The following is a 20291-nucleotide window of genomic DNA, read 5'->3' as shown; positions in this document are numbered from 1 at the left end:
ATCAACCTCTCACCATGGCGTAAGTGGGCAGGCCGCGACAGATCACATCACCTACCCAGGCGGCGCCGCTCTGCTGGGCCAGATCAAGCTCTGCCTCACAGAATTCGTTGCCATGCTTGAAGCTCAATACCGGATTGGCCTTGTCCACATCCAGGGAAAACTCACCGGTCTCATTGGTCACAGTGGTGCCGATATGGTTGTCGATCCTGGCGTTGGCGATCACGCTGCCATCCTCGGCGCGTATGATGCCAAAGACGGTGACCATCTCCTTGACCGAACGGGTTGCATCCAGCGTAGCCACGTTGCCGGGAAACAGGGTATAGCGCTGCTTGCCGGTATTGATGTCATAGCTGTCTTTGGTCGTCTTGCTGTTGAGCAGTTCCACTTCGTACTCCTGAAAGGGGGAGAGGGCGACAAAGGTCTTGCTGCCTTCGAGCGAGTACTCCTGGCCATTGATCTTGGCGAGCATCTTGCCTTCCTTGCCAATGCCGGTATCGATCAGCAAGCCGGAACCGGATCGGTTCTGGCTGGAGGCCAGGATCTCATCCCCTGTGGTGATGACAGCACCACGTGCAATCAGGTTGCCGTTCACATCGCCACCCTGACTGCGACCCAGGGTCAGGGTGCCGCCCGTCATGCTGTTTTCAAAACCCAGGGTCCCCGAGAGGGCCAGGTCATTGTGCTCTGCACCATTGATGACTTTGGCTCCGTTGAGTGTTGCCGTATTGATGAAGCCTTCCATCCGTCGCTGATAGCTGAGGTTGGCCGTGGTGTGGCCCTCTTCGTTGCTGCTCATGCCCAGACTGAACAGGTTGTCGAACGGGATCGAGTAGTCCAGGGTCAGGCTCTTGTTGTTGAAACCGCTCAGGGTTGCGCTGCTGCTCTGCAGGCTGGTACGCAGCGACAACTGGCCATAGCGACCGGAATAGAGGCTCTGGTAATAGTCGATATAGCTGCGATCGCTCCCCTGCTCACGGTCGTGCGTGGTGTTGAACGAGAGGCTGCCCAGCCTGTCATGCCAGCCGCCCAGGTTGATGCTGATGCCGGCGGTATAGAGATCCAGGGGGGCCGTGGTCAGCTTGCTGCCCGTGTCGAGCTTCTCCTGACTGAGCCAGAGCGAGATGTTGTCGTGTACTTGTGCCGTCACGCCGGACGATAGCCGCCAGGAGGTGTCCGAGGCCAGCATGCCCTGCAACTGGGTGCTGATTCTGTCGGTCAGTTGCCAGTTTGCCTGGCTCTCGCTGACCAAGGCATCCTTGAAGCCATAGCCGGTCAGGGTCAGGTTGGTGGTCTCGAAGGTGCGAGCCAGCGACAGCCCCAGCAGGGGAGAGCGGGCACCATCCTGACTGGCCTCCATCAGACCGCCCCAGGATTGCCAGCCCCACTCCTGATCGAAGCCCAGGCTGTTGTTGAGTTTGGTGACGCGCTGATTGCTGGACTCCGTCAGGCGACCGTCGATGTGGATCTCGACCGTGACGTTGTAGGAACCGTGGGGGAAGCGGCTGGTATCGATGCGGTGGTTGCCGATCGAGAAATTCTGCAGGCCGATCAGCTTGCCATCCCGATAGACCCGGACCTCGCCCGCCGAGGGCATGAAGACCTGGATCGGGGTGGTGGACTCGCTTTCGTTGACGGTGCGTGAGCGGGCCTGGTTGCCGTAAGAGATCCCGTAGATCCGGCCAGCATTCAGGGCGGATACGCCCCCCAGGGTCTGGAGATCCCAGGTCGACACCATGCCGGTCGCAAAACGGCGATCTTCGATATCCCGCTCATACATGGCGCGATAGAGGGAGCCGCTCTGGTTCGTTTCCCCCAGATTGTAGAGAGAACCATCAAGATCCAGGTGGTGTTCACTGTACCCCACCAGGCTGTTCAACTGGGCGAAGTTGGTGCTGGAGCTGCCCGCCTGACGGCTGTTGGCAAAGGAGTAGCCCAGGTTGTAGCGATTGACGCTGGTCAACGCTGCAACAGAGGGCATCAGGCTGGTCTTGGTCGTGCTGACGCGTTTCTCGCCAAAGGCGGCCTTGGTGACCTGTATGGTCAGCAGCATGGCGATCAGATCCAGCTGCAGGGTGGCGCTGTCGTTGATGACCAGCCGACCGTCGCTGGAGAAGGTACGCAGCTGGTTCTGTTGCAGCAGATCCACCAGCTCCTGGCGCAGGGCCACATCGCTCTGGCCCTGGTTGAAGTCCAGGTTGAGCAGATGCAGCGTGCCGTCCCGCAGGATCAGCGTGGCGTTGCCAACGGACTCTTCGGTGATGGTGTCGAGTGCCAGCGCCTGATCCTGATACTGCAGCCTGACCGGTACGGCAATGCCCTCTGCCAGTGCACTGGCAAAGCTGGCAGGAATGATGATATTGGCGATTTTGAGTGGCGCTGAGGCGTTGGCCGACGCTGACATCGCGATCAGTAGTGAGGCTGGCAACAGGCAGGCTTTTTTCAACATATCACGCACCATGGTTTCAAATTTCGGCAAAACAACACCGCCACTCGACCGGGTGGTGGAGGCAGTACCAGCACATAGGGTTATTTGATGACGACGAATTCCTGGCCCAGCCAGAGGCCGACATGGCTCTTCGGATCCCGGAGATCGACCTGGCGGAATTGACGTTGTTTACCCGGCAGGTCGTAATAGGTTTCCTTGCACTGCTCCCGGCTCTGCTTCAAACATGTGCCGTAAGCCACTGTGCGGTATGAGGCGTTTCCTTTGTTGATCAGGACGTCACCTTGCAGAAGGTAATCAAACTTTTGCTGGCGTGGCGTGACCACCAGGATGGTGCCTATCTGGGCCGAGGTGGTGGCGACGGCCTGGCGACGCTCGTTGCGCTGGTCGTCCATCGACAGTGCGGTATCCAGCCAGCGGATGCGGTAATAACGCTCTTTGCCATCCTGTGGGCCTTTGTAAAAGAAACGCACGTTGTTTTTGGCGTTGGCGGGCAGCATCAGCCGGCTTGGCGACAGCATGAGTTCACCGTCCACTTCCATCGGCATCTCCTGGCCACCCTCTTCAGGTGATGAGATGCGTGTCACCGTGATGGTGACCAGCCTGGCCTGATCGCTGGCGTTCTCGATCTCTTTGGCGACATCCTGACTGCCCGCGTCAATAAAGGTGGTCACCGAGCCGACGTTGATCGCCTGGCTTATTCCGGGAATAAACAGCATCCATGCCATCAGCATCTTCAGGTTCATGTAATCTCCTGTGAATACAAAGGGCCCCGCAGGGCCCCGAGTGATATGCGTTGAGGCAATCAGGCCCAGTTGGCCACGAACTCGACGTTGACTTCGCCGCTCCACAGGCCGTCAGGCAGGGCTTCAAAGGTGGCAGTGCTACCGTTGGCAGTGGCACTCTCAATGTTGAAGCTGAAGGAGCCCTGTGCCGTGGTGCGCTGGGTGTCTTCCTTGAAACCTTGGGCTATGGGGGAGAGGTTGCCGCCGCTAATACCTGCCGCCGTATCGATCAGGGTGGTGTAGGCGGTGGTGCTGACCGGTGCGCCGCCCCACAACACGCCGACGTCGACGGTGGAGTTGCCGCCCAGATGGTTCAGGGTGCCATTCAGCTTCTTGGCTTTCAGGGTGAAGGAGGTCGCGCTGGCATCCCCTTTGATAGCGACGTCGAACAGGCCGTTGACGGTATTGAAACCCTTGATCCCCTCGGCGTACTGGAAGGAGAGGCTGGAGAGCGGAGTGACAACCAGTTCGGAGGTGGTGTCTTTTTTGGCGGTTGCCTGCCAGGTGGCAACCGCGGATGCTTCAACGGCAGCCTGAGCGGTGGCGGCCAAGCCCAGACCAGTCACAGTCAGTGCAATCAGAGTCTTTTTCATCTTGATATTTCCTACACATTTCCTGATAGGGGGCGTTTTGCCACCCTTTTGATTTCACGCACCCGGGGGGCGTTCGTTTTCCATCTGCCGGACTTGCTTGTCCAGACGGCCTTGCCAGTTGCCGAAGCATAAAGCTTCATCAACCAGCTCATCTTTTCGTCAATCAAGATAGCGGCCCGACCTGTTTGGATCGATCTAATGCTGTGTAGGAAAAGTCTTAAAAGATGGTTGTGGTCTGCAACTTAAAGTTGGCCATATTCCCATGGTGAATATGGGTGTTTGTTTGTTTTATGACTTTGATTTTTAAGCATATTGATGCTTCTCTTATCCAGAGCCTCTGGCATTGTGATAGATAGGGACTGGTGCGATTGAAACGGTATAAATAGCCCAAATCAAAACTGAGATTCAAAGGAATATATGTGCTTGTAAGTATTTGATGAATATATGTAAAAGTGTCAGCTTAAAATTGGTAACAACTGAGGGAATTAGCAAGCCATTGAAATATGCAACATATCATTAATATCTAAGCGCCATATGGTACACGTGCTGATTTTGTAGTTAGTATACGCATGACCAAATGGGTTAAGGATAGGTAAGTATATGGCAAAAATATTGATAGTCGACGACCACCCAGCGATAAGAATGGCAGTAAACATCCTCTTGAAACAGGATGGTCATCATATCTTGGCAGAGGTTGATAATGGTGTTGATGCCATTTCATATGCTAGAAAAAATAAACCTGAGATGGTTGTTCTGGACATCGGAATACCCAAGCTGGACGGTATAGAAGTAATCAAAAAGTTGAAGGATATGGATGCTTCTATCCAGGTTGTAATACTTTCTGCACAAGCTACGCATCATATTATGGTACGTTGTTTACAAGCGGGTGCAGATGGCTTTATATCCAAGCTTGATGACCTATCTTTACTGAGAAGTGCGCTTGATAAAATAGGAAAAGGTCAGCTCTATTTTCCTCGAGATATTATTGCCGGAGCCAGGCATGCCCACGAGGTTGATCGTACGGATCTGTTGTCGGCACTCTCCGACAGAGAGATGAGTGTGCTGTTGCTGATATGTCAGGGACACACCAACAAGCAGATTGCCGAGAACATGCTGCTCAGTGAGAAGACGGTCAGCACCTACAAGACCCGGCTGATGCAAAAGCTCAATGTCACCAACATGGTTGACCTGATCAGTCTGGCCAAGCGCCAAGAGTTGCTGTGAGCATGATGAAACTCCTCACCATCATACTGGTCGCTCTTTGCACACTCTGTGCCTCTGCTCATGAGCTGGAGGCACAGCTGCTGCACATATATGCGCGCAATGACAGCGAGTATCTCGAGAAACGGAGTCTACCGTTGCATGCGGAAGATTGGCTGTGGCTGAGAAATCGTGGCCGACTGATCCTTGGGGTGCCCAGGCCGGACAATCCCCCGATGGACATCACCCTGCGCGCCAATGCCTACGAAGGGGTTACCGCCGACATAGCGGGTATGCTGAGTCATCTGCTGCGTGTCGAGATCGTCGTAAAGACCTATCCCTCTCGGGCGGCAGCCATAGATGCGCTCAAGAGGGAAGAGATCGACTTGCTGAGTACCTCCAATGCCTATGAAGAAGAGCAGCAATTATTGTTGACCGATAAATATATGTCGGATGATCCTGCTATATATAAAAATATGCACGTAAAGGAGCGTGATATAAGAACGGTGGCCGTCCCGGAGTATTATCTGCCAGCCATAGACATAATGCGCTACCTGCCTGATGTTCAAATAAAAACATATCCCTCTCGTTATAGTGCATTATCTGCAGTAGCATACGGTCAAGTGGATGCCGTCATGATAGACATGATTTCCGGCAACTTCATCGTTAATAAGTTTTATCAAGACAGCATTCAATTACTGAAACCTCTTTATATAGATACCCATGGTTTTTCGTTTTCGCTGGAAAAGAAAAATCAGCGGCTTAAAAAAATTATCAATATTGCCCTGGATGAAATTCTGGAAGGCAAGCGGGAGGAAATTGCCAAACGCTGGAATGGCGGCGGCCTCTCTATCGGTGCCAGCAAGGTTGGCTTGAGCAGTGAACAGTGGGCCTGGTTGGGTCAGCAGAAAAAAATCCGGATCGCTGTCAACAGCGGGGTACCACCGCTGAGCTTTCTCGACATCAACGACACCTTGCACGGGGTGGTAGCCGATTTGCTGCAGGTGCTGCGGGCAAAGCTGGGGGTCGAAATAGAAGTCGTACCGGTCAAGACATCCAAGCAGATGCTGCAACTGCTGGATGGGGGTCTGGTAGATGTTGCAGTTTTGAGTCCGTCTGTGGAGCGCAGGCATCGTTATCTGTTCAGCCGCGCCTTTGTGCTTGATCCTTTGTCATATGTGGTTGGCGTGCGACATGAGGCGAGCCGGCCGGAGATGCTGCTGAGATCCGGCACCGTTGCCATGATCAGGGATTTCATCTCGGAGCAGGCCATCGCGGAGGGGTATGGCAAGCTGACCGCCAGGCAATTTGACCGGATTGAGGATGCCCTGCGCTGTGTGGCGACTGAGCTGTGTGATGTGGCCGTGCTGCCGCTGCGGGTGGCCAAGTACTACATCAACAGCAAGTTTCCTGACAGTTTGCTCATCACGGGCGAGTTGTTTGATTCGATTCCTATCGGTGCAGCCTTTGCCGTTTCGCCAGATCATCAAATCTTGCGCGACATTCTGGACAAGGTGATCACCATCATTCCACCGGATGAGCTGGAGGGACTTTCCAACCGCTGGCGAGTCAGTACCCAGCAGGAGGCCATTACCTGGCAGGAGCTGGTGCAGGAGTTCGGGGTGTTCATCGCCTTGATTCTGCTGTTGACCATCTGGATCAGTCTTTGGGGTCTCTCTTTACACAAGCAAGTGCGTCAGCGCCGGGCTGCCGAGATGGCTTTGAGCACCCAGCTCAAGTTCATCGAAGATCTGGTGGACGGCACACCCCATCCCATTTATGCCAGGGATAGGGAAGGCAGGCTCATTCTTTGCAACAGCAGTTATGCCGGTTTCTTCGGTGAAGAGAAGCCCCGCTTGCTGGGGGCCAGCATGGAGGAGGATTGTCGGCGCTGGCCCTTTATCGCCCCTCTGTTTGAGGATCTGAGCTCCGCTCGTGCGGTACGCTGCACTCATCAGGGCGATCATCGACTGCCTATGCCAACCGGCACCGTGGATGTCTACCATTGGGTGCAGCCCTACTACGATCTGGATGGCAATGTTCAGGGGGGATTGGCGGCTGGATCGATGTGAGTGAGCGCCAGCGCTTGCTGGATGAGCTGGCGCTGGCCAGCCAGGATGCTCAGGAGGCCAATCGAGCCAAGTCGACCTTTCTGGCAACCATGAGCCACGAGATCCGCACACCCATGAACGCCATCATTGGTTTGCTGGAACTGACTCTGCGTCGTGACAGGTTGCACGAAGAGGACAAGGCTTCGCTCACCATCGCTCATGGTTCGGCAAATGACCTGCTTAGCCTGATTGGCGATATTCTCGATATTTCCAAGATAGAGTCGGGCCGGCTTGAACTGATGCCGGAACCCCATGACATTGCTGTGCTGACCGGTTCTGTCGTCACCGTCTTCAGTGCATTGGCCAGACAGAAGCACCTGCAACTGGAGCTGATCGCCGAAGACGCTCGCTGGGTACAGATAGATGGCCTTTGCTACAAGCAGATCCTCTCCAACTTGGTCAGCAATGCCATCAAATATACGGAACAGGGATCGGTGCAGGTCGAGCTGCGGTCCAGGTCCAGCGATGGTTGGTGTACGTTGCAACTGGTCGTCAGAGATACCGGCATTGGCATCGAGCCTGCGGAACAGGCCAGACTATTCCAGCCTTTTGGCCAGGCCAGCCAGCCCGAACATATCCAGCGCTCCGGTACCGGTCTCGGACTGATGATCTCCCGCTCGCTGTGCGAGTCGATGGGAGGCTCGCTGCTGCTGGAGAGTGAGCCTGGCCACGGCACGTGTGTCAGCATCGAGATGAAATTGCCATTGGCAGCCGCACCAGAGCAGGAGCCGGTAGTGGATGCCGTCATCGTGGCCGAGTACAGCCGGCGGTTGCGGGTCATGATTGTGGACGATCACCCCACCAACCGGCTGCTGGTCAGCCAGCAGCTGGCGTACCTGGGGCATGATGCCACCGCCGCCGAGTCAGGGGCCGAAGCGTTGGCACTGTTTGCCAGGCTCCCTTTCGACGTGATGATCACCGACTTCAACATGCCCGGTATGAATGGCTTCGAATTGACGCGGCAGTGCCGGGCGCTGGAGCAGGACATGGCAGCCCGTCGCTGCCTGATCCTCGGCCTGACGGCCGACGCCCGTCAGGAGCAGGTGAGCGAGGGGCTGGCAGCCGGCATGGATGATTGCCTGTTCAAACCGGTGGGCCTGGAGGAGCTTGAACGTTGTCTGTGCCGGCATATGCTGCGGGAAGAGCAGCTCAGAATCGCCAGCTATATGCATGAGATAAAACAGTGTCTCGGACCATTGACCGGCAATCAGCCTGCGCTGATGCAACCCTTGCTGAGTGAGTTTGTGCGGGCCAGCGACGATGACCTGCTGGGCCTGCAGCAAGCCGCAGAGGGTGGTGAACTGGCCCGTTTTCTCGACTATGTACACCGTCTGAAGGGCGGGGCCAGGATCATGGGGGCGATGACGCTGGTTGCGGTGTGCGGTGAGATAGAATCAGGCGGGATCGCGCCGCAGGGATTGCCGATGGCATTGCGGCAGTTGCAGCATGCCTACGGGATCGTCAGGCAGGCCATGGTGCAAATGCAGGCCGAGCCGGAATGAAAATGAAGGCATGCCGGGCATGCCTTCATGGATGGTCAACCGTGCCAGTAGACCAGCAGCTCATAGGCTGCTTCGCCAGTCTGGTCCGGTCTGGCGGCCGGAGCCAGATAGCTGAGGAAGTAGCGGGTAGCCTGGGTCAGGGGCAGGGCATGGTGTCGCGGCAGTGGCTGGCCGTTGAGCGCCAGCTTGAAGTCGGTGCCGGCCTGTTCGGGCAAACTGGCATACAGGGTGCGAGCCTGCAATTGGTAGGTGGTGTTGAAATCCGGATTGCTGACGTTGATGGCCTCGGTCTGGACCGGGCTGGATGTGGAAACGGAATTGACCGGTTGCTGGCCTGGGTGGGTGAGCGAGATTTCCATCCCGGTGCTCTTGCTGGCGGTGGCAGGCCAATTGAGCTGATAGGTTTGCGTGCCGGCCTGAGCCGCCATTGCGTAGCAACCAGCCAGTAGTGCCACCAGAACTCCTTTCTGAGACATATGATTATCTCCTGGATATCGAGGTTACCCCGCTGCCGGGGGTCACTCATCTATCGACCCGTCAGCGGCAAAGCTTAATCTGGAACCCACTATTCGGAATGAGCTGACACGGGATACGGGGTATGATCCCGCGCCTTGTCCTCCCTTTAGTCATAGATATGGAATCCCTGCTTTGCTCGAAAATCAGATGATGTTGTTGGCGGTGTTCGAACGGGCGGCGCTGATGTTGATGACCCTGTTCTTCCTGACCCGTACCCGGCCGTTCCAGCGGCTGTTCCAGAAGCGGGATCACACCCCGGCCGAGCTGGTGCTGGTGGCGGCCATCTTCTGCCTGTTTGCGGTGTTCAGCACCTATACCGGCATTCCGGTGGAGGGGGCCCTCATCAACGTGCGGATCATCGCCATCATCTCGGGCGGCATCCTGTTTGGCCCCTGGGTCGGCATTCCGGCCGGGGTCATATCCGGTCTGCACCGCTATCTCATTGACATGGATGGCCACACCTCGATCCCGTGCCTCATCGCCAGTATCATCGCCGGCCTGCTCGCCACCTGGCTGCACCTGCGCTGTCGCAAGTCGCGGCTCTGGCTGTACGGCATTCTGGCGGGGATGTTGTGTGAAGGGCTCACCATGCTGCTCATCTGGCTGCTGACCGAGCCCCATGCGGTGGGCGTCGAGATCGTCAGCCACATCGCCTACCCGATGATCGCCGGGGCGCTCTGCATCGGCCTCATCATCAAGCTGGTGCAGGATCTGGATGACGAGAAGGAGCTGATCGCCGCCAAGCAGGCCAAGCTGGCGCTGGACATCGCCAACAAGACGCTGCCCTTCTTCCAGAACATCGATCGCCACTCCCTGAGCCAGGTCTGCGCCATCATTCGCAGCGAGATCAGCGCCGATGCGGTGGCCATCACCGATACCCGCGACGTGCTGGCCTATGTGGGGGTGGGCAAGGATTACTACGAGCTGGACGAGCACCACGCCATCAGCGACATGACCCAGCGGGCGGTGCTGCTGGACCAGATCATCATCAACAACGATCTGCGCCAGTATCACCTCTCCGATTTCCACTCGGTCATCATTATTCCGCTGCGGGAAAACGGCTCGGTGAGCGGCACTCTCAAGATCTACTACCGCCGCACCCACAGCATCACCAGTTCGCTGCGGGAAATGGCGGTGGGCCTCTCCCAACTCATCTCCACCCAGATGGAGGTGTCGCGTATCGAGCAGCTCAAGGAGATGACCCGCAAGGCGGAGTTCACCGCGCTGCAGAGCAAGATCAACCCGCACTTCCTGTTCAACGCCCTCAATGCCATCTCGTCGCTGATCCGCATTCGGCCCCAGCAGGCACGTCAGCTGATTGCCAATCTGGCGGACTACCTGCGCTACAACCTCAACAAGGGGGACACCCTCATCGATATCCAGGAGGAGCTGCAGCAGGTGCGCGACTACGTGGCCATCGAGCAGGCCCGCTTCGGTGACAAGCTGGAGGTGGTATTCGAGGTGGACGACGTACACATCCAGGTGCCGAGCCTGTTGTTGCAGCCGCTGGTGGAAAACGCCATTCTGCACGGCATCCAGCCCCGCAGCGCGCCGGGTCGGGTCACCATCGAGGTGAAGCAGCTGGCGGGCGGCATCCGGGTGGCGGTGCGCGATACGGGTTACGGCATCAGTCAGGAGGTGATCGACGGGGTCGCCGCCGGTCGGGTGGAGAGCCGCAGCATCGGCCTGATGAACGTGCATCAACGGGTCAAGCTGCTCTATGGCGATGGCTTGCACCTCAAGCGGCTGGAGCCGGGTACCGAAGTGAGTTTCTATCTGCCGGATCAGGAGTCGATGCCATGCTGAAGGCCATCATTGAGGAAGTTAAGTGTCTGACTCGCGAGGCGTTGCCATGCTGAAGGCCATCATAGTGGAAGACGAATATCTGGCTCGCGAAGAGCTGGCCTACCTGGTGGGGCAGCACAGCACCATCGAGATAGTGGCGAGCTTCGAGGATGGGCTGGCCGCGTTCAAATACTTGCAGGATCACGAGGTGGACGTGGTGTTTCTGGATATCCAGATCCCCTCCATCGACGGCCTGCTGCTGGCCAAGAATCTGCACAAGTCGAGCCATCCGCCCCACATCGTGTTCGTTACCGCCTACAAGGAGTTTGCGGTGGAGGCGTTCGAGCTGGAGGCGTTCGACTACATCCTCAAACCCTACAACGAACCGCGCCTCATCAGTCTGCTGCAAAAGCTGGAGCAGGCGGGCAAGTCGCAGACGGGGCAGGGGAGCGAGCCGGGCACGCCGCACAATCGCACCATCAATCTGGTGAAGGGGGAGCGCATCATCGTCACCCCCTGCGAGCAGATCTACTACGCGGAAGCCGACGAGAAGCTCACCTATGTCTACACCCGCGATGATCGCTACGTGATGACCATGACCCTCAGCGAGTTCGTCAGTAGGTTGCCGGCCGAGGGCTTCTTCCGCTGCCATCGCTCCTACTGCGTCAACATCAACAAGATCCGCGAGATAGTGCCCTGGTTCAACAGCACCTATCTCATCCGGCTCCATGACCTGCCGTTCGAGGTGCCGGTCAGCCGCAGCAACATCAAGGCGTTCCGTCAGCTGATGCGGCTCTGATTGTCATTCATTCCCGCCGATCTGCATTTCATGCCTTAATCGGTCGGCGGGAGTGGCGTCTTGCCTATAGTGGCCCCAGTTTCCTTAAGGCCATTGACCGAGACGCATCATGACCAAAGAGATGAATCGCACCCGCTACCTCACCCTGTTGGGGACCATCATCACCCAGTTCGCGCTGGGATCCGTTTACACCTGGAGCCTGTTCAACGCCCAGCTCTCCGACAAGCTGGACGAGCCGGTGAGTCAGGTCGCCTTCGCCTTCGGCCTGCTCAGCCTCTCCCTGGCGGTAGCTTCCTCCCTGGCGGGCAAGCTGCAGGAGCGGTTCGGGGTGCGCAACGTCACCCTGGGTGCCGGCGTGCTGCTCGGCATCGGCTTCTTCCTCACCGCCCACGCCAGCAACCTGGCGATGCTCTACCTCTGCGCCGGCATCCTGGTCGGTTTTGCCGACGGTACCGGCTACCTGATGACCCTCTCCAACTGCGTGAAGTGGTTCCCGGAGCGCAAGGGGCTGATCTCCGCCTGTTCCATCGGCGCCTACGGCCTCGGCAGCCTGGGTTTCAAGTACATCAACCTGCTGCTGCTCTCCAGCAACGGCCTTGAGACCACCTTCCAGCTGTGGGGGCTGATCGCCATGTCCATGGTGCTGGTGGGCGGTATGCTGATGAAGGATGCACCCAAGCAGGCGGCCGCCGTGCAGCAGAGCGAGAGCCGCGACTTCACTCTGGCCGAGGCGATGCGCAAGCCGCAGTACTGGATGCTGGCGCTGATGTTCCTCACCGCCTGCATGAGCGGTCTCTACGTCATCGGCGTGGCCAAGGACATCGGCGAGAACATGGTGGGCCTGCCGGCCGTGGTCGCCGCTAACGCCGTCGCCATCATCGCCATGGCCAACCTGGGTGGCCGGCTGGTGCTGGGCATCCTCTCCGACAAGATGTCCCGCATCCGGGTCATTACCATCGCCCAGCTGATTACCCTGGCCGGCATGGCGCTGCTGCTGTTCGTGCCGCTCAACGCCAACCTGTTCTTCGTGGCGGTGGCCTGTGTAGCGTTCAGTTTCGGTGGCACCATCACCGTCTACCCCTCGTTGGTGAGCGACTTCTTCGGTCTCAACAACCTGACCAAGAACTACGGCGTCATCTATCTGGGCTTTGGTCTGGGCAGCATCATCGGCTCCATCGTGGCCTCCCTGTTCGGCGGCTTCATGGCGACCTTCAACCTGATCCTGGTGTTGCTGGTGGTGGCGCTGGTGCTCTCCCTCACCATCCGCCTGCCGGCGCCGGTATCGGTGGAGCGGGCCTGATCACCCGCCTGTCGCAGCAAGCAATGAAAAGACCCGGGCCTGGCCCGGGTCTTTTTTATGCGCGGCTCATTACTCAGCGTGGCGGCAGCCCCAACAGCTGGCGCACCCGCTGGCAGGTCTCTTCCACCGTCGGCCAGTCGGCGGCGGTGATGGTGACATGGCCCATCTTGCGGCCGGGGCGGGGTTCCCCCTTGCCGTACAGGTGCAGATGCACGTCGGGCAGTGCCAGCAGAGCTGCCCAGTCTGGTGTGCCGGCCTGCCAGAGATCCCCCAGCAGGTTGAGCAGCATGGCGGGGCGCACGGCAATCCGGGCGGGCAGCGGCAGATCGCACAGGGCGCGTACCTGCAGCTCGAACTGGCTGCACTCGGCGTTGTTGAGGCTGGGGTGGCCCGAGTTGTGGGGGCGGGGCGCCAGCTCGTTGACCAGCAGTTTCCCTGCCACCAGGAAGAACTCCACCGTCAGCACGCCGACGTAGTCGAGGGCGGCGATCAGCTGCTCGGCGATGCGTCTGGCGTCGGCCTCCAGCGCCGGCACCTTGGCCGGGGAGCGGGTCTGATCCAGAATGCCGCCGCTGTGCCAGTTCTGCACCAGCGGCAGGGCACCGATGGCACCGCTCGGGCTGCGGGCCAGGGTCAGGGAAAACTCACCCTCCAGCGCCAGCCGCTGTTCCAGCACGCAGGGTACGCCGCTGGCGGCCAGCGCGGCCGGCAGCTGGTCGGCGGCCTGAATGGTCCACTGGCCTTTGCCGTCGTACCCCTCGCGGGCGGTCTTGAGGATGGCGGGGAAGAGGGCGGCGGGCAGCGCCGGCAGCGGCTCGCCCGGCTGCAGGGTCTGGTTGGGGGCGACCGGGATGCCGGCTCTGCTCAAGAAGGCCTTTTCTTCGCGGCGATCCTGACAGATGCGCACGGCGCCGGCGGCCGGGCGTACCGGCTGGTACTGCTCCAGCAGGGCCAGGGCGGTGGCCGGCACGTTCTCGAACTCGCAGGTGACGGCGGCGCAGCGGCTGGCCAGATCGTGCAGGGCGGTCGGGTCGTCATAGGCGGCAACAATATGGTGATCGGCTGCCGCACCGGCGATGCTGGCGGGATCGGGGTCCAGCACCACCACCTTGTAGCCGAGGCGGTGGGCGGCCATCACGAAGTAGCGGCCGAGCTGGCCGCCTCCCAGCATGCCGAGGGTGGCGGGTGGCAGTATCATGCCGGGTCCTCCAGGGTGAGGGCCAGCACCCGGTCGCGCTCATTGGCGCGAAAGCCGTCGAGCTGCTGCTGGTAGCGGGGGGCATCGCCGTCTTGCGCGACGGAGAGCAGGGAGACCGCGAACAGGCCGGCGTTGGCGGCGCCCGCCTCGCCGATGGCGAAGGTGGCGACCGGCACCCCCTTGGGCATCTGCACGATGGAGAGCAGGGAGTCCATCCCCTTGAGCTGGCGGGTCGGAATGGGCACACCCAGCACCGGAATGGTGGTCTTGGCGGCCACCATGCCCGGCAGATGGGCGGCGCCGCCAGCCCCGGCGATGATGGCGCGCAGGCCACGTTCACGGGCGCTGGCGGCATATTCGAACAGCAGATCCGGGGTGCGGTGGGCCGAAACCACGCGCGCCTCATAGGGGACGCCATGCTCCTTGAGGATGCGGGCGGCGGCCTGCATCACGGGCCAGTCGGAGTCGGATCCCATTACCAGGCCGATCAGGGGAGGGGTATTCATGGCTATGACTCCTTGCAGTAAAACGTTTGTCTCTGGTTGGCAAAAAGAGCCGGCAAGCCGGCTCAGAATTTTTCGGGTCGCACGATTTCGACCGGTTGCAAAAAGGCGACCATGGCATAGTCGGGGTAGTAGCGACTCTGCAGGTGGGCGAGCAGGCGTTCCGCCTGTTCGCGGCTGCAGATCGCCTCCAGCCGGATGTTGCCGCTCTCGCTCCAGCTGGCGTTGCGCTCACCGTGGTCGCCGCGCCCTCTGGCATCGGTGATGGTGTAGCCGCGCAGCCCCTCGCGGGTGAGGGTGCGCAGCAGGGTGGGTTCCAGGTTCGCTTCCGTGATGACGGTGAGCAGGGTGCGGATCTCGGTCTGCATGTGGCTACTCCGTGAAGTGGCGGGCCCAGCTGTAGTAGAGCGGGATCCCCAGCATGATGTTGAACGGGAAGGTGACCCCCAGTACGGCGCTGAGCGACAGGCCCGGATTGGCCTGGGGCACGGCGATGCGCATGGTGGCCGGCACGGCGATATAGGAGGCGCTGGCCGCCAGGGTGGCCAGCAGGGTCAGGCCACCGAGGGAGAGCCCCATCAGCTGGCCGATCATCAGGCCCAGGCCAGCCGAGGCGAGTGGCATCAGCAGGGCGAAGCCGAGCAGGAACAGGCCGTGGCGGCGCAGGTCCTGGCACTGGCGGGCGACGATGAGGCCCATCTCCAGCAGGAACAGCGCCAGCGCCCCCTTGAACAGGTCGACGAACAGGGGTTTGAGCGGGGCGATCCCGTCGGGACCGGCCAGGTAGCCGATGGCCATGCCGCCCAGCAGCAGGGTGACCCCCTTGCCGAGGAAGGTTTCATGGGCCAGCCGGCGCCAGCGGGTCTGCCGGCTCACTCCCTGGGCCAGCACGATGCCGACCAGGATGGCGGGGATCTCCATCACCGCCAGGAAGATGGAGAGCTGAGATTCGAAGCTGATGCCGCGCTCGGTGAGCCAATTCACGCCGACCGCAAAGGTCGCCACGCTGACCGAGCCGTAGTGGGCAGCGGTGGCGGCGGCATCGACCCGGTTCATCTTGAGGCGCAGCACGGCAAACCCGGCCAGGGTCTGCAACATGCCGAGCAGGATCACCAGTGCCAGTTGCGGTAATAACGGTTGCAGTGATTGCTGCGCCAGACCGACGCCGCCCTTGAGGCCGATGGCCAGCAACAGAAAGAGGGAGAGGGTATCGTAGAGGGCAGGCGGCAGCTTGAGCTCGGAGCGCACCAGACCGGCCAGCAGGCCAAACAGGAAAAAGAGTACAACAACATCCAGCATGGGAGTTCGCAGGAGGCAATTCACAGGGTGGTTGCATGCTAGAGTGCAAGATGTTTCGATAAAATCAGATTTTGATTGATGATTGTTCGGTAGAAACTGATAAGGGGCCCGATGCTCAACTACAAACAGCTCTATTACTTCTGGCACGTGGCGCGCAGCGGGAGTGTGACGCGGGCCGCCGAACAGTTGCACCTCACGCCGCAGACCGTCAGCGGTCAGGTGGCCGAGCTGGAGCTCTCGCTCGGGGTGGCATTGTTCAACCGGGTGGGGCGGCGGCTTGCCCTGACCGCCGCCGGTCGCCAGGCGCTCGAACAGGCTGGCGCCATCTTCTCGCTCGGCGCCGATCTCGAGCATACCCTGCGCCATGCCAGCCAGGAGCTGACCATGCAGGTGGGGATCGCCGACTCAGTCCCCCGCACCCTGGCGTTCGAGCTGCTGGCGCCCGCCATGGCGCTGGCCACCCCGCTGCGGCTGGTGTGCCATGAAGAGCGGGCGGAACAGCTGTTCAGCGAGCTGGCCAGCCACAAGCTGGACATGGTGCTGATCGATCGCCCGCTCCCCCCCGACAGCGGGGTGCGCGGCTACAACCACGAGCTGGGACGCAGCCCCTTGGCGCTGTTTGCCAGCCCTGAGCTGGCTGCTCGGGCACGGCAGGGTTTTCCTGCTTCCCTTGAAGGGCTGCCACTGCTGATCCCGGGGGAGAAGTCGGCGACCCATGACAGCCTGCTGGCCTGGTATCGGCAGCAGGGCATCCATCCCCATCTGGTCGGCCAGTTCGATGATTCGACCCTGATGAAGTCGTTCGGCAAGGCGGGGATGGGGATCTTTCCGGCGCCGCTGGCCATGGCCGACGAGATCGCGCGGCTCTATGGTGTCGAACGGATTGCCACCCTGACCGAGGTGACGCTCTCCTACTATCTGGTGTCGGCCGGTCGTCACCTCTCCCATCCCGGTGTGCAGGCGGTGATGGAGGGTGCGAAGCAGCGGCTGGCTGCGCTGGGTGGCAAGAAATAGAAATCTGGATGGCTATACATCCACCTCTGCTCTGCCTATAATCCCTGCGCTTTGGCGCATCATGCTTAATAGGGAATCCGGTGAAAATCCGGAGCTGGCGCGCAGCGGTAAGGGGGAACGAAGCGACACAGGGCACTGCCACAGGTGGGAAGCCGTCGCCGTAGGCCATCAGCCCCCCAGCCCGAAGACCTGCCAAAGTTCGTATTTCGGGCCGAGAGAAACCGGCCACGAAGTAGATGCTTACGCGAACTTAAGGATCTCTCATGTCCAAGAAATTATTGGCGGCTGCCCTGTTGCCAACGGCGGCCTTTGCCCAGACCACCATCCCCGTCAATCCTACCCTGGTGATCACCGCCAATCGGGTGGAGCAACCCATCAGCTCGGTACTGGCTCCCGTTGTGGTGATCGATCGCGCCGAGATCGAGTCCCGTCAGGTGCAGAGCCTGCCAGCGTTGCTGAAGACGCTGCCCGGCGTGCAGATCACCACCCTGGGTGGTCGAGGCCACATGAGCAGCCTGTTCATCCGTGGTACCAACTCCAACCATTCACTGGTGCTGATGAATGGGCGCCCCATCGCGGCCATGGTGGCCGGCACGCCCGATCTCAGCCAGATCCCGCTCGGCAATATCGAGCGCATCGAGTACATCCGTGGCCCGCGGGCGGCCGTGTATGGCTCGGACGCCATCGGAGGCGTCATCAACCTCATCACCAAGACATCCGCCAAGAATGGCAGCGAGACCCACCTGAAGGGCGGTGTGGGCAGCAATGGCTACGGTCAGGGTCAACTGCGTACCGTGCAGGCTCTGGGCCAGCAGACCGACATGAATATGATGATCGGCTACGAGCGCACCGATGGGTTCGACGTGATAGCGAATGCCCAGCAGCCGGATCGGGATGGCTTTGACAGCCTGAACGGCCAGTTCGGACTGAATCATGCTTTCAACGACGCATGGAGTGCCGACTTCAACGCCCAGGGCTATGACAACCAGACCGAGATGGATGATGCGTATCAGTCGGCCGATCAGAGCCGGGTGCAGGCGTTCCAGTACGATGGCGGCCTCAAGTATCAGAGCGGTGCGCTGAGCAGCCGGCTGGAGGCCAGTTATGGCGAGAACAAGCTGAAGAGCTGGCTGGAGAGCAAAGGGGAGTCCAGTGCGGAGCCCATCCACACCGGGTTGACCCGCTTCTCTTGGATCAACAGCTGGAGTGGTGTCGAGGGGCTCAACCTGACCGGTGGTGCCGACTGGCAGCAGGAGCAGCTGAAATCCGATACACGCAGCTATGGTCAGGCATTCAATGCCCCGGATCGCGACAACACGGGTCTGTTCGTGGTGGGCAGCTACCGCTGGCAGGCCCTGCTGTGGGAGCTCTCTGGTCGTACCGATGACAACAAGCAATATGGCCGCCACAACACCTGGTCTGCTGCCAGCGGGCTGGATCTCGATGACAACCATAATGTGCGTCTGAGCTATGGCACTGCCTTCAAGGCACCGACCTTCCTCGATCTCTACTATCCGGGTTATGAGAACCCCGCGCTGAAACCGGAAGAGAGCAAGAATCTGGAGCTGGGCTTCAACGGTCGCTACACCGGTTGGGATTGGTCGCTGAACCTCTACCGCAACCAGATCCAGAATCTGATTGCCTGCCAAAGCGCGTCCTCAACCTGCCGACCGGACAACACCGACGCCGAGATCCGCGGTGTGGAAGTGGCGCTCGGTCTGGAAACCGGACCACTGCGGCACGACCTGAGCTTTGACTACACCCGGGCCGAAGACAAGAACGATGGGGATCAGCAACTGCTGCGTCGTGCCAAGCAGAAGGCCAGCTGGCTGACTCAGGTACAACTGGGCCCGGTCGATCTCTCCACCGAACTGCTTTATGTCGGCAAACGGGATGACAAGAACTTCAGCAGCTTCCCGGCGGAGCGGGTTGAGCTGGGTTCCTACACCCTGATCAACCTGGGGGCGAGCTATGGGGTGACGCCTCAGTTCACACTGGGTGGCCGCATCGACAACCTGTTAGATCGTGATTACGCCCCGGCCTATGGCTATGCGTCGGCAGGTACCGAGTTCAAACTGACGGCGGACTACCGTCTCTGAGCGGCAACGCTGCCTATATAAGAGAAGATAAAAAGCGAGGCCCCGCCATTGGTGGGGCCTTTTCTATTGGCGGTCGGCGGGAGTATGATCGCCGACTTGCACCAAAGGGGAGCTCAAGTGGCCAATATTCTCGTGTTCGACTCCGGTATGGGTGGCCTGACCATCTACCGCGAGATCCGCCGCGCATTGCCGGCACACAACTACTTCTATTGTTTTGATAATGCCAACTTCCCCTATGGTGAGCTGAGCGAGGCCGCCCTCACCGAAGTCTGCACCAGGTTGGTCAGCCACATGGTGGTCGAGCATGCCATCGATCTGGTGGTGATTGCCTGCAACACGGCCAGCACCATCGCTCTGCCGTCCCTGCGTGCTGCCATGACAGTACCGGTCGTCGGCGTGGTACCCGCCATCAAGCCCGCAGCCGCGCTTACCCGTAGTGGTTGCATCGGCTTGCTGGCAACCCCGGGGACCGTCAGCCGTGAATATACCCACGAGCTCATCGCCCAGTTTGCGCCGGGCAAGCGGGTGCTGCTCAAGGGAGCGACCGAGCTGGTTGTCGAGGCCGAGCACAAGCTGGCGGGTCTGCCGGTCAATATGGCGCTGTTGCGGGAAGTACTGGCAGACTGGCTGGAAGGGGAAGAGCATCCGGATACCCTGGTGCTGGGCTGTACCCATTTCCCCTTGCTGGACGAAGAAATACGGCAGTTGATGCCTGCGTGCCAGCTGGTGGATTCCGGCAGTGCGGTCGCCAAGCGGGTGGCTCACCTGCTGGCCGGTTTGGTAACGACACCGACACGGCTGGAAGATGTCCGGGGTAAGGCCTATTGCACCCGGCTGGATGCCCAGACCCGGAAACTGACAGCCCCCTTGCAAGCTTGGGGGCTGTCATCACTCGAAGAGGTCAGGTTCTAACGGATTGCCTGCTAGTGGTCAGGCATCCACTTCACTGCCTTCTCGCTCATCTTTGTCCCGCTTGTCATTGGCTTCACGTACTTTAAGGGTACGCTGTTGATACTCCTTGTCGTTGAGTGCGGCGATCGCCTTGGCGGCATCGGCAGCGGGCATCTCCACGAAACCGAATCCTCTTCGCTTGCCGGTGGCCTTGTCCTTCATCAGGCGAACCGAGATCACCTGGCCCTGCTCG

18 protein-coding genes and 1 riboswitch (1 of these 19 cut by a window edge) are annotated in these 20291 nt (G+C 59.8%); of the genes, 9 read left to right on the top strand and 9 right to left on the bottom strand.

Translation table 11 applies throughout. From position 1 onward, the window contains the following. Nucleotide 1: 1 nt before the first annotated feature. From E5E97_RS04010 to E5E97_RS04000, 3 genes are all read right to left on the bottom strand, one after another. Entirely contained in the window at nt 2-2446 is a 2445-nt protein-coding gene (locus E5E97_RS04010; protein WP_253265140.1) for a fimbrial biogenesis outer membrane usher protein, read from the bottom strand. A gap of 80 nt (nt 2447-2526) precedes the next feature. After that, nucleotides 2527-3189, bottom strand: coding sequence for a hypothetical protein (locus E5E97_RS04005; protein WP_171279897.1), 663 nt, complete (start codon nt 3187-3189; stop codon nt 2527-2529). Between the two features lie 59 nt (nt 3190-3248). After that, nucleotides 3249-3821 carry a common pilus major fimbrillin subunit EcpA gene (locus E5E97_RS04000; RefSeq protein WP_171279896.1) on the bottom strand — a complete coding sequence of 191 codons (573 nt, stop codon included), beginning with the start codon at nt 3819-3821 and terminating at the stop codon, nt 3249-3251. A 600-nt stretch (nt 3822-4421) separates the two neighbouring features. On the opposite strand from E5E97_RS04000, the gene E5E97_RS03995 reads away from it, so the two are divergent. The 3 genes from E5E97_RS03995 to E5E97_RS23460 are packed head-to-tail and all read left to right on the top strand — an operon-like array spanning nt 4422 to nt 8634. Beyond that, nucleotides 4422-5045: a response regulator transcription factor gene (locus E5E97_RS03995; RefSeq protein WP_171279895.1), complete on the top strand. Its 624-nt coding sequence runs from the start codon at nt 4422-4424 to the stop codon at nt 5043-5045. Between the two features lie 2 nt (nt 5046-5047). Further along, nucleotides 5048-7093: a transporter substrate-binding domain-containing protein gene (locus E5E97_RS23465; RefSeq protein ID WP_253265139.1), complete on the top strand. Its 2046-nt coding sequence runs from the start codon at nt 5048-5050 to the stop codon at nt 7091-7093. Then, nucleotides 7090-8634 carry an ATP-binding protein gene (locus tag E5E97_RS23460; RefSeq protein ID WP_253265138.1) on the top strand — a complete coding sequence of 515 codons (1545 nt, stop codon included), beginning with the start codon at nt 7090-7092 and terminating at the stop codon, nt 8632-8634. Before E5E97_RS23465 ends, E5E97_RS23460 begins: the two co-directional genes overlap by 4 nt. 35 nt (nt 8635-8669) lie before the next feature. Here the strand turns inward: E5E97_RS23460 and E5E97_RS03985 are convergent, their stop codons facing one another. Then, complete coding sequence (locus E5E97_RS03985; RefSeq protein WP_171279894.1) at nt 8670-9110, bottom strand: hypothetical protein; 441 nt, start codon at nt 9108-9110, stop codon at nt 8670-8672. Nucleotides 9111-9282: 172 nt separating this feature from the next. On the opposite strand from E5E97_RS03985, the gene E5E97_RS03980 reads away from it, so the two are divergent. The 3 genes from E5E97_RS03980 to E5E97_RS03970 all read left to right on the top strand — a co-directional run bounded on the left by E5E97_RS03980 (nt 9283) and on the right by E5E97_RS03970 (nt 13034). Further along, nucleotides 9283-10956, top strand: a complete 1674-nt coding sequence (locus tag E5E97_RS03980) for a sensor histidine kinase (RefSeq protein ID WP_049046457.1) — start codon at nt 9283-9285, stop codon at nt 10954-10956. A 46-nt stretch (nt 10957-11002) separates the two neighbouring features. Then, on the top strand, nt 11003-11734 hold the full coding sequence (locus E5E97_RS03975; protein ID WP_171281193.1) for a LytTR family DNA-binding domain-containing protein: 732 nt from the start codon (nt 11003-11005) through the stop codon (nt 11732-11734). A gap of 109 nt (nt 11735-11843) precedes the next feature. After that, on the top strand, nt 11844-13034 hold the full coding sequence (locus E5E97_RS03970; RefSeq protein ID WP_016348936.1) for an MFS transporter: 1191 nt from the start codon (nt 11844-11846) through the stop codon (nt 13032-13034). A 73-nt stretch (nt 13035-13107) separates the two neighbouring features. On the opposite strand, the gene E5E97_RS03965 is transcribed toward E5E97_RS03970, so the two are convergent. From E5E97_RS03965 to E5E97_RS03950, 4 genes are all read right to left on the bottom strand, one after another. Then, nucleotides 13108-14232, bottom strand: coding sequence for a 5-(carboxyamino)imidazole ribonucleotide synthase (locus tag E5E97_RS03965; RefSeq protein WP_171279893.1), 1125 nt, complete (start codon nt 14230-14232; stop codon nt 13108-13110). After that, on the bottom strand, nt 14229-14738 hold the full coding sequence (purE, locus tag E5E97_RS03960) for a 5-(carboxyamino)imidazole ribonucleotide mutase (RefSeq protein WP_011704108.1): 510 nt from the start codon (nt 14736-14738) through the stop codon (nt 14229-14231). Before purE ends, E5E97_RS03965 begins: the two co-directional genes overlap by 4 nt. Before the next feature lie 62 nt (nt 14739-14800). Beyond that, nucleotides 14801-15103 (bottom strand): hypothetical protein, encoded by a 303-nt coding sequence (locus tag E5E97_RS03955; RefSeq protein ID WP_005306985.1) that lies wholly within the window; start codon nt 15101-15103, stop codon nt 14801-14803. A 4-nt stretch (nt 15104-15107) separates the two neighbouring features. Next, on the bottom strand, nt 15108-16034 hold the full coding sequence (locus tag E5E97_RS03950; RefSeq protein ID WP_162516919.1) for a sodium-dependent bicarbonate transport family permease: 927 nt from the start codon (nt 16032-16034) through the stop codon (nt 15108-15110). Between the two features lie 111 nt (nt 16035-16145). Between E5E97_RS03950 and E5E97_RS03945 the strand changes: the two genes are divergently transcribed. From E5E97_RS03945 to murI, 3 genes are all read left to right on the top strand, one after another. Continuing rightward, complete coding sequence (locus E5E97_RS03945) at nt 16146-17048, top strand: LysR family transcriptional regulator (protein ID WP_017410538.1); 903 nt, start codon at nt 16146-16148, stop codon at nt 17046-17048. Nucleotides 17049-17083: 35 nt separating this feature from the next. Next, nucleotides 17084-17260, top strand: a riboswitch (cobalamin riboswitch). Between the two features lie 51 nt (nt 17261-17311). Next, nucleotides 17312-19147: a TonB-dependent receptor gene (locus E5E97_RS03940; protein WP_171279892.1), complete on the top strand. Its 1836-nt coding sequence runs from the start codon at nt 17312-17314 to the stop codon at nt 19145-19147. Between the two features lie 117 nt (nt 19148-19264). Beyond that, on the top strand, nt 19265-20059 hold the full coding sequence (gene murI / locus E5E97_RS03935) for a glutamate racemase (RefSeq protein ID WP_118880102.1): 795 nt from the start codon (nt 19265-19267) through the stop codon (nt 20057-20059). 18 nt (nt 20060-20077) lie between these two features. Here murI and E5E97_RS03930 read toward each other — a convergent pair whose 3' ends face one another. Beyond that, nucleotides 20078-20291 carry the final stretch of an RNA-binding protein gene (locus E5E97_RS03930; RefSeq protein WP_011704113.1) on the bottom strand. The gene runs 278 nt beyond the window's last position, so only the last 214 of its 492 coding nucleotides appear in the window; its start codon lies off the right edge, out of view; its stop codon occupies nt 20078-20080.

It is taken from the genome of Aeromonas sp. 2692-1 (genome assembly GCF_013085505.1).
Lineage (GTDB): Bacteria > Pseudomonadota > Gammaproteobacteria > Enterobacterales > Aeromonadaceae > Aeromonas > Aeromonas hydrophila.
Note: the sequence above shows the minus strand (reverse complement) of the source record. Positions and strands in the feature narration are given on the sequence as shown.

Coding starts and splice junctions, on each gene's coding strand:
- E5E97_RS03940 (WP_171279892.1), top strand. CDS start 17,312: ATGTCCAAGAAATTATTGGCGGCTGCCCTGTTGCCAACGGCGGCCTTT.
- E5E97_RS03955 (WP_005306985.1), bottom strand. CDS start 15,103: ATGCAGACCGAGATCCGCACCCTGCTCACCGTCATCACGGAAGCGAAC.
- E5E97_RS03965 (WP_171279893.1), bottom strand. CDS start 14,232: ATGATACTGCCACCCGCCACCCTCGGCATGCTGGGAGGCGGCCAGCTC.
- E5E97_RS03985 (WP_171279894.1), bottom strand. CDS start 9,110: ATGTCTCAGAAAGGAGTTCTGGTGGCACTACTGGCTGGTTGCTACGCA.
- E5E97_RS03970 (WP_016348936.1), top strand. CDS start 11,844: ATGACCAAAGAGATGAATCGCACCCGCTACCTCACCCTGTTGGGGACC.
- E5E97_RS04005 (WP_171279897.1), bottom strand. CDS start 3,189: ATGAACCTGAAGATGCTGATGGCATGGATGCTGTTTATTCCCGGAATA.
- E5E97_RS03975 (WP_171281193.1), top strand. CDS start 11,003: ATGCTGAAGGCCATCATAGTGGAAGACGAATATCTGGCTCGCGAAGAG.
- E5E97_RS03945 (WP_017410538.1), top strand. CDS start 16,146: ATGCTCAACTACAAACAGCTCTATTACTTCTGGCACGTGGCGCGCAGC.
- E5E97_RS04000 (WP_171279896.1), bottom strand. CDS start 3,821: ATGAAAAAGACTCTGATTGCACTGACTGTGACTGGTCTGGGCTTGGCC.
- E5E97_RS04010 (WP_253265140.1), bottom strand. CDS start 2,446: ATGTTGAAAAAAGCCTGCCTGTTGCCAGCCTCACTACTGATCGCGATG.
- purE (WP_011704108.1), bottom strand. CDS start 14,738: ATGAATACCCCTCCCCTGATCGGCCTGGTAATGGGATCCGACTCCGAC.
- E5E97_RS23465 (WP_253265139.1), top strand. CDS start 5,048: ATGATGAAACTCCTCACCATCATACTGGTCGCTCTTTGCACACTCTGT.
- E5E97_RS03995 (WP_171279895.1), top strand. CDS start 4,422: ATGGCAAAAATATTGATAGTCGACGACCACCCAGCGATAAGAATGGCA.
- E5E97_RS03950 (WP_162516919.1), bottom strand. CDS start 16,034: ATGCTGGATGTTGTTGTACTCTTTTTCCTGTTTGGCCTGCTGGCCGGT.